General features: G+C 28.0%; 15 protein-coding genes and 2 pseudogenes. 2 read left to right on the top strand and 15 right to left on the bottom strand.

What is annotated here, in order from left to right; genetic code table 11:
• Window positions 1–6: 6 nt before the first annotated feature.
• The 11 genes from pheS to KMP11_RS02550 form a co-directional block, all read right to left on the bottom strand.
• Window positions 7–1029 (bottom strand): phenylalanine--tRNA ligase subunit alpha, encoded by a 1023-nt coding sequence (gene pheS / locus KMP11_RS02600; RefSeq protein WP_252344683.1) that lies wholly within the window; start codon window positions 1027–1029, stop codon window positions 7–9.
• 294 nt (window positions 1030–1323) lie between these two features.
• Entirely contained in the window at window positions 1324–2112 is a 789-nt protein-coding gene (codY, locus tag KMP11_RS02595) for a GTP-sensing pleiotropic transcriptional regulator CodY (RefSeq protein WP_215756352.1), read from the bottom strand.
• A gap of 77 nt (window positions 2113–2189) precedes the next feature.
• Window positions 2190–3497 (bottom strand): FADH(2)-oxidizing methylenetetrahydrofolate--tRNA-(uracil(54)-C(5))-methyltransferase TrmFO, encoded by a 1308-nt coding sequence (trmFO, locus tag KMP11_RS02590; protein ID WP_215756379.1) that lies wholly within the window; start codon window positions 3495–3497, stop codon window positions 2190–2192.
• 16 nt (window positions 3498–3513) lie between these two features.
• Window positions 3514–4758 carry a tRNA uracil 4-sulfurtransferase ThiI gene (thiI, locus tag KMP11_RS02585; RefSeq protein ID WP_215756351.1) on the bottom strand — a complete coding sequence of 415 codons (1245 nt, stop codon included), beginning with the start codon at window positions 4756–4758 and terminating at the stop codon, window positions 3514–3516.
• Window positions 4748–5896, bottom strand: a complete 1149-nt coding sequence (locus tag KMP11_RS02580; protein ID WP_216280031.1) for a cysteine desulfurase family protein — start codon at window positions 5894–5896, stop codon at window positions 4748–4750. Before KMP11_RS02580 ends, thiI begins: the two co-directional genes overlap by 11 nt.
• Window positions 5897–5971: 75 nt before the next feature.
• The gene (locus KMP11_RS02575; RefSeq protein ID WP_215756349.1) at window positions 5972–6397 is read right to left on the bottom strand and encodes an acyl-CoA thioesterase family protein; all 426 of its coding nucleotides are present in this window, start codon (window positions 6395–6397) and stop codon (window positions 5972–5974) included.
• The gene (locus KMP11_RS02570; protein ID WP_215756348.1) at window positions 6379–6987 is read right to left on the bottom strand and encodes a lysophospholipid acyltransferase family protein; all 609 of its coding nucleotides are present in this window, start codon (window positions 6985–6987) and stop codon (window positions 6379–6381) included. Before KMP11_RS02570 ends, KMP11_RS02575 begins: the two co-directional genes overlap by 19 nt.
• Window positions 6972–7667, bottom strand: a complete 696-nt coding sequence (cmk, locus tag KMP11_RS02565; protein ID WP_215756347.1) for a (d)CMP kinase — start codon at window positions 7665–7667, stop codon at window positions 6972–6974. The genes KMP11_RS02570 and cmk overlap by 16 nt, the downstream gene beginning before the upstream one ends.
• Before the next feature lie 156 nt (window positions 7668–7823).
• Window positions 7824–8546: a DUF554 domain-containing protein gene (locus tag KMP11_RS02560; RefSeq protein ID WP_215756346.1), complete on the bottom strand. Its 723-nt coding sequence runs from the start codon at window positions 8544–8546 to the stop codon at window positions 7824–7826.
• A gap of 645 nt (window positions 8547–9191) precedes the next feature.
• A complete protein-coding gene (gene rpmF / locus KMP11_RS02555) occupies window positions 9192–9368 on the bottom strand; it encodes a 50S ribosomal protein L32 (protein WP_215756345.1) in 177 nt (58 codons plus the stop codon).
• Between the two features lie 34 nt (window positions 9369–9402).
• The gene (locus KMP11_RS02550; protein ID WP_215756344.1) at window positions 9403–9906 is read right to left on the bottom strand and encodes a YceD family protein; all 504 of its coding nucleotides are present in this window, start codon (window positions 9904–9906) and stop codon (window positions 9403–9405) included.
• A 185-nt stretch (window positions 9907–10091) separates the two neighbouring features.
• On the opposite strand from KMP11_RS02550, the gene KMP11_RS02545 reads away from it, so the two are divergent.
• Window positions 10092–11303 (top strand): uracil-xanthine permease family protein, encoded by a 1212-nt coding sequence (locus tag KMP11_RS02545; protein WP_215756343.1) that lies wholly within the window; start codon window positions 10092–10094, stop codon window positions 11301–11303.
• A 145-nt stretch (window positions 11304–11448) separates the two neighbouring features.
• On the opposite strand, the gene KMP11_RS02540 is transcribed toward KMP11_RS02545, so the two are convergent.
• The 4 genes and pseudogenes from KMP11_RS02540 to nrdD (KMP11_RS07645) form a co-directional block, all read right to left on the bottom strand.
• The gene (locus tag KMP11_RS02540) at window positions 11449–12669 is read right to left on the bottom strand and encodes a sensor histidine kinase (protein WP_215756342.1); all 1221 of its coding nucleotides are present in this window, start codon (window positions 12667–12669) and stop codon (window positions 11449–11451) included.
• Window positions 12662–13339 carry a response regulator transcription factor gene (locus tag KMP11_RS02535; protein WP_215756341.1) on the bottom strand — a complete coding sequence of 226 codons (678 nt, stop codon included), beginning with the start codon at window positions 13337–13339 and terminating at the stop codon, window positions 12662–12664. Before KMP11_RS02535 ends, KMP11_RS02540 begins: the two co-directional genes overlap by 8 nt.
• Window positions 13340–13734: 395 nt before the next feature.
• A complete protein-coding gene (gene nrdD / locus KMP11_RS07650) occupies window positions 13735–13884 on the bottom strand; it encodes an anaerobic ribonucleoside-triphosphate reductase (RefSeq protein WP_253195976.1) in 150 nt (49 codons plus the stop codon).
• A 241-nt stretch (window positions 13885–14125) separates the two neighbouring features.
• Window positions 14126–14674 (bottom strand): annotated as a pseudogene (nrdD, locus tag KMP11_RS07645) (anaerobic ribonucleoside-triphosphate reductase).
• A gap of 312 nt (window positions 14675–14986) precedes the next feature.
• Between nrdD (KMP11_RS07645) and KMP11_RS02525 the strand changes: the two are divergent.
• Window positions 14987–16808 (top strand): annotated as a pseudogene (locus KMP11_RS02525) (recombinase family protein).
• Window positions 16809–16826: the final 18 nt, after the last annotated feature.

Raw genomic sequence — 16826 nt, 5'->3', positions numbered from 1 at the left:
TCCTAATTAATCATTTCTTTTACTAACAAATTGTTCTAAAAATCTTACGTCATTTGTATAAAAACTTCTTATATCAGAAATTCCATATTTCAACATAGCGATACGTTCTGGTCCCATTCCAAATGCAAAACCTGAATAAACTTCCGGATCAAAACCTGCCATTTTTAAAACGTTGGGGTGTACCATACCTGCACCTAAAATTTCTAACCATTTTATGTTTTCTTCATCATCTTCATTACCCCAAGAAATATCTACTTCAACAGATGGTTCAGTAAATGGGAAAAAGCTAGGACGCAAACGAATTTTTTTATTTTCTCCAAAAATTGATTTTATTAAATATTCTAAAGTTCCTTTCAAGTCAGAAAAACTTATATTCTTATCAACTACTAATCCCTCTATTTGTGTAAATTGATGTGAGTGAGTAGCATCGTCATTATCACGTCTAAATACTTTACCTGGACAAATAATTTTTACTGGTCCCTTACCTTTTGCCTTTAACATTTCTCTTGCTTGTACAGGAGATGTTTGAGTTCTCATTAAAAGTTCATTAGTTATATAAAATGAATCTTGCATATCTCTTGCTGGATGATTTTTAGGTAAATTTAACATTTCAAAATTAAAATGGTCTGTTTCTACCTCTGGTCCTTCAGCAACAGAATAACCCATAGATATAAATAATTCCTCTATTTCTTCAATAACTTTGTTTAGAGGATTCATTCCTCCCCTATTTATTTTTCGAGAAGGTAGGGTTACGTCTATTTCTTCACTTGCTAATTTCATTTCCGTAGCTTTATTTATTAAATATTCTTTTGTTTCTTCCAAACTATTATTTATATATTCTTTAATTTCATTTACAGCCTTACCAAAAGCTGGTCGTTCTTCAGGAGATAATTTTTTTGCTCCTTTCATAATTTCAGTCAAAGCACCTTTTTTACCTAAAAACTTAACTTTTAAATCATAAAGTGATTTTTCATCTTTTATCTCTTTTACTAAATTTTGATATTCCTCTTTTAATTGTTCTAAATTCATTAAAATTTCTCCTTCTTAAATTTCTTTTTTTAATTTATTTTCTATAATATAAAAATCCCCGCAACAAATATTTGTTACAGGGACGAATAAGTTCGTGGTACCACCCAAGTTCAAGAGTAATTTTTAACTCTCCTTAATTGATTTTTAACGCAAATCAAACGATTGTACTCACCGGCGCTTATACAATTACTCATAAGTTAAAAATACATATCTAGTTTTATAATTCTCTCAGTTATAGAATTATTTCCTGTAAAAACTTTAATATATAACCTCTTAGTCTACGCTTTTATTTTATTATTTTAATTCTTCTCCACTGAGTATGTATTCTAGGAAATAATCTTTTTGCACTTTTATAAAAGTTCCTTTCATACCCAGTGATTTCGATTCAATAATTCCAGCACTTTCTAATTTTCTAAGTGCGTTTACTATTACTGAACGAGTAATCCCTACTCTGTCAGCTATCTTACTAGCTATTAATAAACCTTCTTTACCATCTAATTCTTTAAAAATATGTTCAACCGCTTCTTTTTCAGAATAAGATAGTGAGTTCATAGACATAACTACTAAATCTTTATCGCGTGCAATATTTTTTTCTCTATCCTGATTTTCGTGTAATATTTCAATTCCTACTACCGTTGAAGCATATTCAGCAAGAACAAGATCATCTTCTTCAAAATTTTCTCCAAGTTTACCGATAACAAGAGTTCCAAGTCTTTCGCCAGCACCCCTAACAGGTAAAATTACAGTATAACTTCTTCCGTCAAATCTTTCTTCCTCTTCTATTGGAAAAATAGAAAGTTCATGTCTAAAAGGTATGTCAACTTTAGTAGAATAAACTTTAAGAGCCGCATTGATATAATCATTTGTTACACGTCCAGTTTTTATCATATCATCAAGACGCTCATTTGAGTAATCAATACTAGAATCATAACCTAATATTTTTCCATCATTATCTAAAATATATACAACAGAGTCAAGAATTGCGCTAAGTCTCATAGCCATTGCTTCAAAATCAACTTTTGAATGTCTTCCTTCTTGCAAAATAGCACTTATTTTTCTAGTTTTTTGTAATAGACTTGCCATTTTCTCCTCCTATAATTAATTTACTCCCCTAAGATTATACAGTTATTTATATAAAATGTAAATAATTTTTAAAATATTTATTCTATATTTTCTAAAAATTTACTTAAAATTTCTAATGAACGTTCTGCATACTTAGAATATTTTTCTTTTTTATCCTTTATTCTTTCTTCTAAAGGTTTTATTATTCCGAAATTTGCATTAATGGGTTGAAAATTTTTACTCGTATTATCAACGATATAATTTGCCATTGCTCCAATCATTGTTTCAGTTGGAAAAATTATTTCTTTACCTTTAGAATTATTAACGGCATTCAATGCTGCTACAATACCAGATGCGGCACTTTCAACATAACCTTCTACTCCTGTCATTTGCCCTGCAAAATAAATATTTTCTTGCCCTCTTAATTGATAAGTTCTTTTTAAAAGTGTTGGCGAGTTTAAATAAGTATTTCTGTGCATAACACCATAACGAACAATATTTGCATTTTCTAAACCTGGAATAAGATTTATTATTCTTTTTTGTTCTCCCCATTTTAAATGAGTTTGAAAACCCACTATATTATAAAGTGTTCCTTCAGAATTATCTTGACGAAGTTGAACTACTGCATAGGGTCTTTTGCCAGTTGGGTCTTCTAACCCTACCGGTTTCATAGGTCCAAATAATAAAGTTTTTTCTCCACGCTTTGCCATTTCTTCAAAAGGCATACAGCCTTCAAAATATATTTCTTTTTCAAATTCTTTTAAAGGGGCTACTTCTGCCTTGATTAATTCATTATAAAATACTTCAAATTCTTCTTTTGTCATGGGGCAGTTAAGATAGGCTGCCTCTCCTTTATCATAACGAGATTTCAAGTAAACTTTATTCATATCTATCGAATCTTTTTCTACAATAGGTGCCGCCGCATCATAAAAATAAAGTCCTGTTTGTTTTGTATATTTTTTTATTTCTTCTGCTAAAGCATCGGATGTTAAAGGACCAGTTGCTATAATTACTGGAGTGTCTGTCTTAGGTATTTCAGTAATTTCTTTTTCTATTACTGTGATGTTAGAATGATTTTTTATTTTCTCTGTTATCATTTCAGAAAATTTTTTCCTATCTACTGCTAAAGCACCTCCAGCTGGAACTTGTGTAGCATCGGCACAAGAAATAATTAATGAATTTATGCGACGCATTTCTTCTTTTAATAATCCTACTCCGTTTGTCAGTCCATTTGCCCTAAGAGAATTAGAACATACTAATTCTGCAAAATTATTTGTTTTGTGGGCTGGTGTCATTTTTTTAGATCGCATTTCATAAAGTTCAACCTTAATACCTCTTTCTGCTATTTGCCAAGCTGCTTCACTTCCAGCTAAACCTGCTCCTATTACTATTATTTTTTCCATAATTTTCTCTCTTTCTACTTTATAATAAGTTTGAAAATTTTTCTTTTTCCCTATCAATTACTTCTTGTTCATCTTCAAATAAAGTAACCGAACTTTTATTCACTAAATATGTTTTCACACTTTCAAGTGTTAAGTCTATTAAGTCTGAATAATCATCTCGACTTTCATATTCTTCGATTTTTTCTAATTTTGGTTTTGTTTTTGGTGATTTAGGTGTAAATATTGTACAGCAATCTTCAAAAGGCAAATTAGAAATTTCATAAGTTTCTATATCAGTAGCTATCTTAATAATATCAATTTTGTCCATTGTAAGTAGGGGTCTTAGTACAGGTAAATTAGTTACACTGTTAATACAATTCATAGATTCTAATGTTTGACTAGCCACTTGTCCTAAAGACTCTCCTGTGGCAAGAGCTAAGCACCCTTCTTTTTTTGCAATTAGTTCTGATATTCTAAGCATAAAACGTCTTGTAGAAGTCATAGTGTAATTCGAGGGTATTCTTTTTACTATTTCAGTTTGAAGTTTTGTAAAATTAACTACATGTACTTTTACCGTACCTACCGTTTGACTAAGTTTTTTTGATAAACTAAATATTTTTTCAAGGGCTTCATTAGACGTAAATGGTGGTGATTGAAAATGAATCATATCTACTTCTACTCCCTTAACCTGTAACATGTGGGCTGCAACTGGGGAATCTATCCCTCCAGATAATAACAACAAAGCTTTAGAAGATGTATTCGCAGGAAAACCACCCAAGCCTTTTAGAAAATCTGTAAAAATAAATATACCCTCACTTCTTACTTCGACATTTATTACAAAATCAGGATTTTTTACATCTACTTTTAAATTACTATAATTTGTTAAAACATGGCTACCAAAAATATTATTTAGTTCATTTGTATTCTTATGAAAATTTTTATTCGGACGTTTTGTTTGTATTTTAAACTTATATTCTTTATCAAGTTTACTTTGTAATAATATATCTATTTTTTTCTCGGCTTCATCTATTTCTAAAGGTGATTTAATAACAGGAGAAAATGTGTGAATACCTGGTATTTTTTTAAATACAGCTAACATTCCAGATAAATATTCATTATTATCTAAGTGAATATACATTCTATCTCTTTTTGTCTGAATATGATAACCCTTAAATTCTTTAAAATTTAATTTTATATTTTTTGTTAGTTTTTTTAAAAATTCATTTCTATTTCCTGATTTTAGAGTTAATTCTCCATACCTAACTATAATATGACTATATTCCACTTTCTATTACCTCTTTAAATTGCTTATATTTTTCTTTAAATAATTCAACAAATTTTTCTATTTCTTGCATATTTGTAAAATATGAAAAACTTATTCTGATACTTCCCTTGATATTATCTTCATCTAATCCACGGGCATTTAAAGCTTCATTTACATTAAATTTTTTAGATGAGCAAGCACTGGTTGTCGAAATCATTATTCCCTCATCATTTAAAGCATTGATTATAGCTTCGCCTTTTATTTTTGGTAGACTTATATTTACTATCGAATCAACATAAGTATCAGCTAAGGGAGAATTTATCTCGACATATTCTAGTTTTGATAATTCTTCTACTAGATATTTTTTAAAATTTTTATGATTATTTTTTATTGTTTCTATTTGTTCTGCATACAGACGCATAGCCTTAGCCATGGCGACTATACTAGGTAAATTCACTGTACCGTTTCGTAAATTATCTTCTTGACCCCCACCAAAATTAATATTTTGAATGGCTCTCCTAGATTTTATATAGAGTAAACCAATTCCTTTTAAACCATGAAATTTATGGGCAGAAATTGAATAACTGTCTATTTCATCAAGATTAATTTTATCCTTAATCACACCTTGTACACCGTCTACATGAAAATGTACTTTGGGATAATCTTTTAAAATTTCTATTATTTCTGAAATTGGTTGTATAGCTCCAAAAACATTATTAACCTGCATTACGCTAAGTAAAACTGTATCCTTACTAAGTAATTTTTTTAGATGTTCTAAATCTATTTTTCCATTTGGAAGAATTTTTATATAATCTAATTTAAAACCTTGATTTTCTAAAGAACGAAAGGTTTCTAATACTGACGGATGTTCTATTTTAGAAGTTATAATGTGTTTGCCAAAATCTTTTTTATGCAGAGCAACACCTAGTATGGCTATATTATTACTTTCTGTTGCTCCAGAAGTAAAATAAATATTGTTACTTTTTATTTTAAGAATATCTGCTATTTGATTTCTACTAGCTTCTAATAGCTTAGCATTTGTTTTGCCATAACTATTTATACTTGCAGTGTTACCATAATAATTTTTATTGACTTCTATAAATGTTTCTAATACTTCTTTAAAGGGTTTTGTAGTAGACGCATTATCCAAATATATCAAAACTTTATTCTCCTTTATTCAAAATATAAGTATCTTAAAAGATAGCATGACTATTCTTAAGATACTTTTAAAATATTACAATTCATTATTTACCACATCTTTTAATATTTGGTCCCATTTTGGTAAATATCTATCCATTCTAACAGCTCTATCACTATCTGAACGCAATACATTATGTGTGCTAGATGCAGTTAGTAGCAACTGACCATCAATATAGGCTTCATAATTAAATATTGATTTTATACCATTATGCTTAGCTAATGTTGTCTTGATAAATAAGTCCTTATTTTGTAATTTTATATTATTTTTTATGTATATTCTTATTTCAATATCCGTATAGTAGAAACCATAATTTCCTAAAGAATCAATATCTATTCCCAAACTATTTAAAAAATATTTTCTTGCTAGTGTTAGCCATTCATAAATATATTTATTATCTAAATAATCGTATTTATTAAAAAATTTTTTCTCTAGTTTGAATTTTATAGTTTTTTCGTACATTTTTGATTCTCCTTGTCTATAATATTTTGAATTGATTTCATTATTTCATTAGTTATGTCGTCATGTTTATAGCCATGTTTTTTTAAATCGGCTGTATCTATCACATCACCAATTACTATCTTAATCTTTGAAAAAATTCTAAAATTTTTCTCGGGGATAATAGCAAAAGTTAAAACTTTAGCTTCTGCTCTTGTCGATATTAAAGATACACCATTATGAGCCTTGCCTAATTTTAAATCTTTTGCGTAAGAGCGAGTACCTTCTGGAAAAATACCAATATTATCTCCATTTTTTAAGGCTGATATTGCTTCTGTTATACAAGCTCTGTCAAAAGTTCCCCTTTTTACAGGAATAGCATTTGTAGATTGTAGAAAGTTTTTTAATAAGGGTACCCTAAATAATTCTTCTTTTGCAATAAAGCGAATTTTATTTTCAAAAAAGGGAACAAATAGCAAGGGGTCGTGATTACTTAAATGATTACCAGATATTACCATTCCTTTGGAATTTTCTAGTTTTCCCTTATTGACAACTTCTACTTTATAAAAAATTTTATAATAAAGAGTTAGAGAAAATTTTACAAACTTATACACTTTGTTACCTCGTATTTTTTTAAAATAATATTTTTTATTTTATCTACTACCTCATCTATGGTAAATTCAGTTGTATCTATTTTTATTGCATCTTCTACCATAATTAAGGGAGCTATATCACGATTTTCATCTTGATAATCACGCTGGGAAATTTGTTTTTGTATTTCTTCTATACTTATATCGCTACAATTACCAGATTTTAGCATTTCCTTATATCTTCTATTAGCTCTTTCTTCTACTGAAGCTGTAAGATAGATTTTTACATTGGCATTGGGTAAGACTACCGATCCTATGTCCCTGCCATCCATTATAACATTACAACTATTAGCCAAACCTCTTTGAACATTTATAAGAAAATCTCTAACATTCTTACTTTTAGCAAATAATGATGTGTAAGTAGATACTTCTGACGTTCTAATTTTATCTGTAACATCTTGTTCATTTATTTCTTGCTTCTGAACAAAATCATCAAAGTAAACTTTTATTTTTGTATTATCTAAAATTTTTTTAATTTTTTCTTCATTTAATTCTTTTAAACCTTGAATTAAAAAATTATAGGTTAATGAACGGTATAAGGCTCCTGTGTCAACATAATTAAATGCTAATTCCTTGGCTACTCTTTTTGTTATTGTACTTTTACCAGAACCAGCAGGACCGTCAATAGCTACTGCAAAAAACATAAATATTACTCCTTAATAAATATATCCATACCATTATACTATAAACTATAAGTAAATGCTAATTCTAATATTTTAATAATAAAAAGTTCTATTTCTGTCTACCTATTTCAAAATAAAAAATATAATTTTTGAATTTAGCAAACAAAATAAAACTTTTTAAAATAAATGAAAAATTTTAAACAAAATGGCAACTAATAAGGCTGGTAACATATTTCCAACTTTTACATTAGTTTTAAAGAGCATATTACTTCCCAAACAAAAAATCATTATAGAACCTAGAGTTGAAATTCCAACCATAATATCTTGTGTGAAATAGTCGGCAATAAAAAATGATAATAATGTTATTGTCCCTTGATAGCAGAAAACTGCAAGAGCAGAAAATATTACACCAAAACCTAACATAGATGCAAAAATCATAGAAGTAATACCATCGAGCATTGCTTTATTGTAAAGAATACTCGGGTCATGATTTATTCCATCAGCAATAGAACCTAAAATCCCCATAGCTCCTATACAAAATATTAAAGAAGTTGTTACAAATCCTTCAACAAAATTATTATCGCCCTTACTACTTACTTTTGATTTTAAATAAAAACCAAACTTTTCAAAATATTTTTCTATATCAATTACTTCTCCAACAATTACACCAAGCACTAACGCAATAGTTATAACCATTGTACTCTTTGATTTAATAATACTATTATCAATAAAAAATATATTTTCTAAAAATCCAATAAGACCCATTAACAAAACAGACAGTCCCATTATTTTTAGTATAGAATTTTTTATTCTATCTGGTATCCCATTTTTTAAAAATAAACCTAATACTCCTCCTGTAATAATTGCTAAAGTATTTACTAGCGTTCCAATTCCTATCAAAATATCACCTCCAACTTATAAATAATCATTATAGCATAAATGAATTTTTTTCGTAAGAAAAATTTTAAAAAATTTATTCGCTATAAAAATAAAATTAGTATAAAATTAATGCTTCTTTGGCAAATACGTTGACTAAAAAAGATTACAAAAAATATTTTTTCTTGTATAAATATAAAAATACTTATTATAATTCTTAGCTCATAAAATAAAACGTGACAAACATTACAAAAACATAATAACTTAGTGAAAAATGTTAATAACGGTAAAAACACACAAAGATAAATGTGAGTTATAAATTATTAAATTAAATAATAGAAAGAATATAGAATTATTAAGAAATTACGAATTTCCACTAGAATAATAGCAGAAATTTTAAGACTTCAGCATTTTACAATATTTAGGATATATAAACCAAGTTATGAAGATATAAAAGCAGAGAAAAACAAAAAATATAAATCAGCATTGAGGTAAGAAAAATTAATAAACAATTTAATGGAAATTAACAATAGACTTAGAAAATATCTAAACTATCAAACTTCATTTTATATATTTATAGGCGAACTTAGTTTACTTTAAGTTGTAGTCATATTTTTTGTTTTAGTATTAAAAAAAGCAACTCAAAAGAGTTGCTTAGGTAATATCTAATTATTTTACGTCTAGAACTTGTTTACCTTTATACATACCAGTTTTTCTATCAATACGATGACCCATTACATAGTTACCACTTTGAGCATCTAAAGTAATAGCTGGTGAAGATAATTTTTTATGTGTTCTTCTTTTTCTTTTAGCTGTTTTCGATGTTCTTCTAAAAGGAACTGCCATAGTTAACTTCCTCCATATAATTTAATTCTGAGAATTAGCTTTCTTTAAACATATCACTTAAAGCAGAAAAAGGATTTTCCTTTTTCTTTTCTTCAATATAATCATCAGATATTAATTTCCAATCTTTACCACTACTATATTCTATTTCTTCATTTTCTAAATAATAATTTAGCGGGGCGTTCAAAATTATTAGTTCAGTAACAAGATGACTTATATCAATAAATCTATCCATAACATTAACATCATAATCTTCATCACCATATAGAAATGACTTATCAATAAATTCCTCTCTTTCTTCTATATCAAAAGGAACAGAAATTATATTCATAGTCCTACTAGAATAAACATTATAAGTTCCTGTGATAAGCAAATCGACAAAAATTTTATCTTGACCGTTTCTTGTGAGAACTCCACTAATTTTTATATTATCTATACTACTTATAGCGGGAGTAAAATTTTCAATATTGATATCTAATTCTTCTTCAAAAATAAATTTATCACTATTATCTTTGAATAAAGAAGATCTTAACCATTTCATTAAATATCACCTCATAAACACAATCATCATTATAACTTATAATTATATTTATGTCAACATAAAAAGTTTACACTTGTTTTTATATTTAAAGTTCGTTAAAAAATATTTTTTATTACTTGAAATAAATTATTTTTTATATTAATATATATGAATACAAAATAAAAATTAAAAAGGAGTAATCTTTTATGTCTAATTCCGAACTATTCAAGTTGGATGGTAATCCTAGTTTTAGTAAATCTCTACCCATATCTATTCAACACGTCCTTGCAATGATAATTGGTAATATAGCACCAGCTATTATAATTGCTCAGAGTATTGGGTTGAAACCAGCACAAATTACAGAGATGGTGCAGTCCTCTATGATTTGTGCTGGACTTGCAACAATATTACAAATATATGGTATTTGGAAATTTGGTGCTAGACTTCCAATAGTTATGGGTACTAACTTTGCATTCGTTCCTGTCATTATTACTATAAACTCTAACTATGGATTTTCTTCAGTCTTTGGTGCCTGCTTAGTAGGAAGTATTTTCTTAGTTTTCTTTGGATTATTTATAGAAAAAATTATAAAATATTTCCCTCCAATAGTTACAGGTACAACAGTTCTTTCTATGGGAATTTCACTTTATCCCGTAGCTATTTCTTATATGGCTGGAGTATCAAACACACAAGAATATGGAAATCTTACTAACTGGGCTGTTGCTATTATAACCTTAGTAGTAGTCTTAGCTATCGACCATTTTGGAAAAGGATATATAAAAATACTTAGTATTCTTATAGGAATAGTTGTTGGATATTTATTATCTTTTGCTTTTGGTTTGGTTGATTTTTCTGCAGTTTCTTCTGCACCTTACCTATCATATCCTAAAGTTTTACCATTAGGTATAGAGTTTCACACTGGAGCAATTATTACTATGATAGTTATGTATCTAGTAACATCTATACAAGTTATTGGGGACGTGTCATCTCTTACAGTAGGTGCAATTAACAGGGAAGCTAGTAAAAATGAAGTATCAGGAGCCTTAATGAGTAAAGAGCTTAGTGGTTTTCTAACTGCTATTTTAGGTGGTTTACCTTCTTCATCTTTTGCACAAAATATTGGAATTATTAGTATTACTAAAGTTGTTAGTAAAAAAGTAGTTACTATTGCTGGTATTATTATCTTAGCACTAGGATTTTTCCCTAAATTTTCTTCTATTATGACAACTATTCCATATCCTGTTTTAGGAGGAGCTACTCTATCAGTATTTTCAATAATTACTATCAACGGTATAAAATTGATAAGTAGAGAAAAAATGAAAAATAGAAATGCAGGTATTCTTGGTATATCTCTAGCATTTGGACTAGGACTAACAACTGTCCCAGCAACGCTAGCAAAAACACCTTTAGCTTTCTAAACATTTATAGGTAGTTCACCTATAATAATCGCAACAATAATTGCTTTTATTTTAAACTTAGTTTTGCCGAGAAAAGAAGAATAATATAAAAAGCTAGCATATTGGTAATTAATTTTAAAAATTATCAATATGCTAGCTTTTTTCTTTATAATAAAAATTTTATATCTATAATAAATTCATCATCTTTGGGAGCATAAGCCTTGATTTGTGATTTATGCCTATCTATTATAAGTTTTGCTAAAGATAAACCTATTCCATATCCCTTAGTTTTACTATTTCTTGATTCATCAAGTCGATAAAATCTATCAAAGACTTTACTTAAATCTCCCTCTTTTATTCCCTCTGTTTTATTTCTAACAACTAGATTTATACTTTTCTTGTTGCTAGTTAGATTAACATTAATAATACTATTATCATCAGCATATTTTATTGCATTATCAAGTAAAATATCTATTACCTGCATAATTGTTTGCTTATCGCCACTATAAAAAATATTTTCAGCAATATCGGCTACAATTTCCTTATCTTTAAAATTAGCAAGTTCTTGAAAGTCTTCTAATCTTGACTTAACTAAATTTGTCATAGAAAAATTATTTTTAATTAAATTTTCCCTTTCTTCTGCCCTGCTGAATGCTACCAAACTATTTATTAAGTGTGTTAATCTCTCAATTTGATTATGAATATTGTCTAACCATTTTGACTTGCCTACTTCCATTTCTAAAACATCTGCATTAGAAATTATTATTGTGAGAGGTGTTTTTAATTCATGACTAGCATCGGTAACAAATTGTTTTTGTTTTTCATAATTTATTTCTATTGGTTCAACTATTTTTTTTGAACTTATTACGAGAATAATTGAAATTACTATTATTATAACTAGAGCCACTATGATGCTATTTGTAAGAAATTGGTAAAATATTCCTAGCTCTCTTTCTACATTGGCACATACTATATATTTTTCTATTCCATAATCAACATAACCGTATTTGTAATAGTCGATATATCCTCCGTCATTATTTTCATCAAGTGCTTCTTGGATAATTTCTTTCGCCTTAACTATTCCAACACTGTTATCTCTGTTATAAATATTAATAATTTGATTGTAGTCTGTTATTTGAGCAATAAAGAAACCATTATAAAAATTTTTGTCCGAAGAAACTATTCCCCTACTTCCATTTTCTGTCCCATTTTCGATAATTTCTCTAAGAAGTATGGGTTCATTTTTAAATTTGTTTATTACTTCATCACTTCTTGATGAAATATTATTGTAATTTAAAAAATTTATAATAATAAATACTGCCGATATTACAAAAGTAACAGTAGAAACAGAAACTAAAATAAATTTTCTGCGTAAGGTATTAATCATTTAATTCCTCCAGAGTGTAGCCAACATTTCTTGTAGCTTTTATTTGAATATTTGCTCCAAGAGATTTTAGCTTTCTTCTTAAATAGGATATATTCACCCAAACTACATTTATTTCTGATTCGCTGTCATATCCCCAAATTTTTTCTAAAAAGTTTTCTGTGGGAATAACATTCCAAGGATTTCTCATTAGCATTTCCATAATTTGAAATTCTTTGTTCGATAGTCTGTAACTATCTTTGTTAGTTGATAATTCAAATGTTAATTTATTTAATTTTACATTGCCAAATTTTAATTCATTACTTGTAAAAGTTGCCTGTCTGCGTGTCATAGAACGGACACGAGCCAACAATTCTTTTGATGCAAAAGGTTTTGTTAAATAATCATCTGCACCGCTATCTAAACCCATTACCTTATCTTCTATTTCTGATTTTGCAGTTAGTATTAAAATTGGTGTGTTTTTTTTTTCTTCTCTAATTTTTTTTACAACGGTTATTCCGTCCATTTTTGGCATCATTACATCAAGTATAGCTCCGTCATAATCATCTAATAAAAGATAGTCTAGAGCATCTTGACCATTATGTACAACATCTATTGAATAATTATTATGTTTTAGCATAGCTTCTAGGGCTTCTGCCAAATCTTTTTCATCTTCTGCTAATAATAACCTCATACATTCCTCCACAATAACTTAATTACAGTTTTATTTTAAATTGAAAAATTAAAATTAAGTTTAAATAAAAATTATTATAAATTAAAAGAATAGATTTTTCAAATCTATTCTTGTTTGCTTATTTCATGTGTTTAACACGAAAAACTATTTCTTTGCCCCATCCCTTAATCATTGGTCGTGCTTGTGGATTACCCAAGTAACCACACGTTCTCTTAACAATATCACAAGTTTTTGTATTTCTGTTGCTACATTATGGGCATTTGAATCTTTTTTTAGTTTGGTTCAAAATCTCCTTAACAACCACATTCATAACATTTTTCTATGGTCGTATTAGTTCCTAAATATCCAATCTTGTCATAGGCGTAATTCCAAACAGCTTCTAGAGCTTTAGGATTTTAACGTAGAACTGGGTAATCGCAGTAGTGAATAAAACCAACACTTGCATAATCTGGATAATCTTTTTCAAAATATAATTTCTCAAGTGGAGTAGGATTTTTACTAACATCATAGTGATATGAATTTTTATAATAATCTTTGTCATTAATATTTTCTAAACTTCCGTATTTTTCTTTAATATATTCGGTAAAATCTATATTTTAAACTTTCTGAGGGTGTAGAATAGATACTAAACCATTAGTCATATTTGGCAGCCCATCCATCAACATTACGTTTTAACTCTTTCATTATTTCTAGGGTAAAATCTTTTGCTTCTTTATTTTATTCCAAATCGCCTCCATAAAATACACCAGCAACTTCATAAAGTACTATGTATCCTAAAGATAGAGTTTAACATTTATTTTTAAATAATTTGCTAACATTTTCACTGGCTTCTAACCTTTTTCCAAAAGCTCCATGCATATATAAAATTACTGCATTTTCTAGTTTTGCCTCCCCACATCTTTTGGCACGATAAACTAAAGCATCTCTACAGATATGCAATCTTTCTTGTAATATTTTCCAAAATTTTTCTTTATTGCCATTTGATTCAATAGCTATGCGTATTAATTTAAGTGTTACTACTCCCAAATTCATTCTACCACTTTCAATATTATTCCCATTTTCATCTTGCCAAGCTGGAAAAAATGAACGGTAAGACATAGCTGTTTTGCAAGAACCAGTAATTTTTACTAGTGTCTAATACATGATAACATCAGGATACATTCTCTTAATAGAACATTCCAAAGCTAATTTTTTTATGTCATAATTAGGATCTGTTTCTTTCAAATTCAATCCATCTTTCAGTGTAAATATAATTTTTGTAAATATGGCAGTTCTTTTTTCTATTCCTAAACTATTAATTCTTACTTTTAAGATAGCTTTTTGAACTTCACGAATGAAAAAATCTTCTCCAAGGTCGAAACCTGAAGATGTAAAAGGCGTTTGCCCTTGTAATTAATACAAAGTATTTATTTCATATTCTAAACTCTTCATTGCGTCATAAATATCTTTCTTTGTTCTTTCTAAAGCAAATTGTTTTTGTTTATCTTCACCCTCTATCCATTCTTTTGCTAGTTTATAATTTTTATCATAATTTAATTTAACAAAGGGAGTAATAAAATTAAGAAGAACACTTAATCACTGTTTTAGTGAAAAATGTTTAGCTTAATTCTTTTTTATTAGAGAGATTGATAGAAAGAAGGTTAAACATTGAGAAATTTTAAAAAGATAACAGTACTTTATGAGAGATTAAGTCGTGATGATGAATTTCAAGGAGAAAGTAATAGTATTTCTAACCAAAAGAAAATACTTGAAGAATATGCAAGCAAAAATGATTTAGATAATATCATTCACTTTACAGATGATGGTATAAGTGGAAAAAGATTTGATAGACTTGGTTTTACATTAATGATGGAACAAGTCAATATAGGAAATATTGGAACAGTTATTGTAAAAGATATGAGCTGTATAGGGCGTGATTATTTAAAAGTTGGTCAATTTATGGAATTAATAAGACAAAAAGGAGTTAGGTTAATTGCCATAAATAATAATGTAGATAGTTTTTACAAAGAAGATGATTTCAGCCCTTTTAGAAATATTATGAACGAATGGTATGCAAGGGGTGCATCAAGGAAAATAAAGTCAACTTTTAAAGTGAAAGGTGAAAGCGAAAAGCCAACGGCTAATACAGCACCTTACAGATAGATAGCAATAAATGGATAGTCGATAAAGTAGCAGCAAAAACAATAAAAAGAATATTTGATTTAACAATGAAAGGAGCAGGACCTTATCGTATCGCAAGAATATTAGAAGATGAACAAGTACCAATACCTGCAGTACATCAACAAAGACTAAAAGTGGGATTATATAAAACAACTCAATTAAATTATCCATATCGTTGGTGTAGTTCAACCATAGCAAATATCTTAAAAAGACAAGAATATTTAGGGCATACAGTAAACTTTAAAACAAGAAAACACTTTAAAGACAAAAAAAGTAAGTATGTATCAGAAGATAAGTGGTTGGTATTCGAAAATACACACGAGCCAATCATAGACCAAGAAACATTTAATAATGTTCAAAGAATAAGAGGAAATGTAAAAAGATACCCAAATGGTTGGGGCGAATTTCACTCACTAAGTGGACTTTTATATTGTAGTGATTGTGGAAGCATAATGTATGTTCACATAACATACAATTACAAAAATATCCCTTACTATACTTGTAGTTCATATACAAAGACACCTTGTGGAAGTCAGTGCAAAACGGCACACAGAATAAAGGCAGAAAATGTATTAGAACTCATCAAACAAATACTAGAAGATATAAAAAAGCAAATAGAACTTGATAAAGATGAATTTATATTATCTGCAACTGATGAAATGAAAGAAAAGGAAAAAGAGGAAATAGAATACAATCTTGCAAGAGAAACAGAATGTAAGCATAGGATAAAAATTTTAGAAAAACTAATGTGTAGAATATATGAAGATATGATTTTAGAAAAAATACCAAGCACAAGATATGAAGTATTAAATGTACAGTATGAAGATGAACAACTAAAACTTACTGAAGAATTAAAAGGAATTGAACAAAAGATAAAAAATATAACACATAAAAAGATGGAATAAAAAAATTTATAAAGTTAATTGGAAAATACAATACATTTGAAGAACTAACAACATATATGAACAATGAATTTATCGAAAAAAATTATTGTATATGAAAGAGATATAAAAGGATCTCCTACATCACCACAACGGATAGATATTTATTTAGATAGTTACAAACCTCCACAAGAAAAAAATAAGTGAGGAAGAAAAGATAATATTAGCAGAATAAGAACTAAAAAGAGAAGAAAGAAGAATAAAACTACACAATAACTACTTGAAACTAAAAGCAAACGGTAAGCAAAAAAGAATATGAAGAAAGCTATAAGGTAAAACGAGAACAACTAAAACAAGATAAACTAAAAAAATTAAAGCAAAATGGAATTAAGTTATCAGAACTAAAAGAAATGGAGAAAATAAAATAGAATAGTTTTTATATAAAA

It is taken from the genome of Gemella sp. zg-570 (assembly GCF_018866345.1).
GTDB lineage: Bacteria > Bacillota > Bacilli > Staphylococcales > Gemellaceae > Gemelliphila.
The sequence above is the reverse complement of the archived record's forward strand: the minus strand, read 5'-3'. Positions and strand labels throughout refer to the sequence as shown.

Excerpts from the sequence above, each read along its gene's own strand:
- pheS (WP_252344683.1), bottom strand. The coding sequence starts at position 1,029 with ATGAATTTAGAACAATTAAAAGAGGAATATCAAAATTTAGTAAAAGAG.
- codY (WP_215756352.1), bottom strand. The coding sequence starts at position 2,112 with ATGGCAAGTCTATTACAAAAAACTAGAAAAATAAGTGCTATTTTGCAA.
- KMP11_RS02575 (WP_215756349.1), bottom strand. The coding sequence starts at position 6,397 with ATGTACGAAAAAACTATAAAATTCAAACTAGAGAAAAAATTTTTTAAT.
- cmk (WP_215756347.1), bottom strand. The coding sequence starts at position 7,667 with ATGTTTTTTGCAGTAGCTATTGACGGTCCTGCTGGTTCTGGTAAAAGT.
- rpmF (WP_215756345.1), bottom strand. The coding sequence starts at position 9,368 with ATGGCAGTTCCTTTTAGAAGAACATCGAAAACAGCTAAAAGAAAAAGA.
- KMP11_RS02550 (WP_215756344.1), bottom strand. The coding sequence starts at position 9,906 with ATGAAATGGTTAAGATCTTCTTTATTCAAAGATAATAGTGATAAATTT.
- KMP11_RS02545 (WP_215756343.1), top strand. The coding sequence starts at position 10,092 with ATGTCTAATTCCGAACTATTCAAGTTGGATGGTAATCCTAGTTTTAGT.
- KMP11_RS02540 (WP_215756342.1), bottom strand. The coding sequence starts at position 12,669 with ATGATTAATACCTTACGCAGAAAATTTATTTTAGTTTCTGTTTCTACT.
- KMP11_RS02535 (WP_215756341.1), bottom strand. The coding sequence starts at position 13,339 with ATGAGGTTATTATTAGCAGAAGATGAAAAAGATTTGGCAGAAGCCCTA.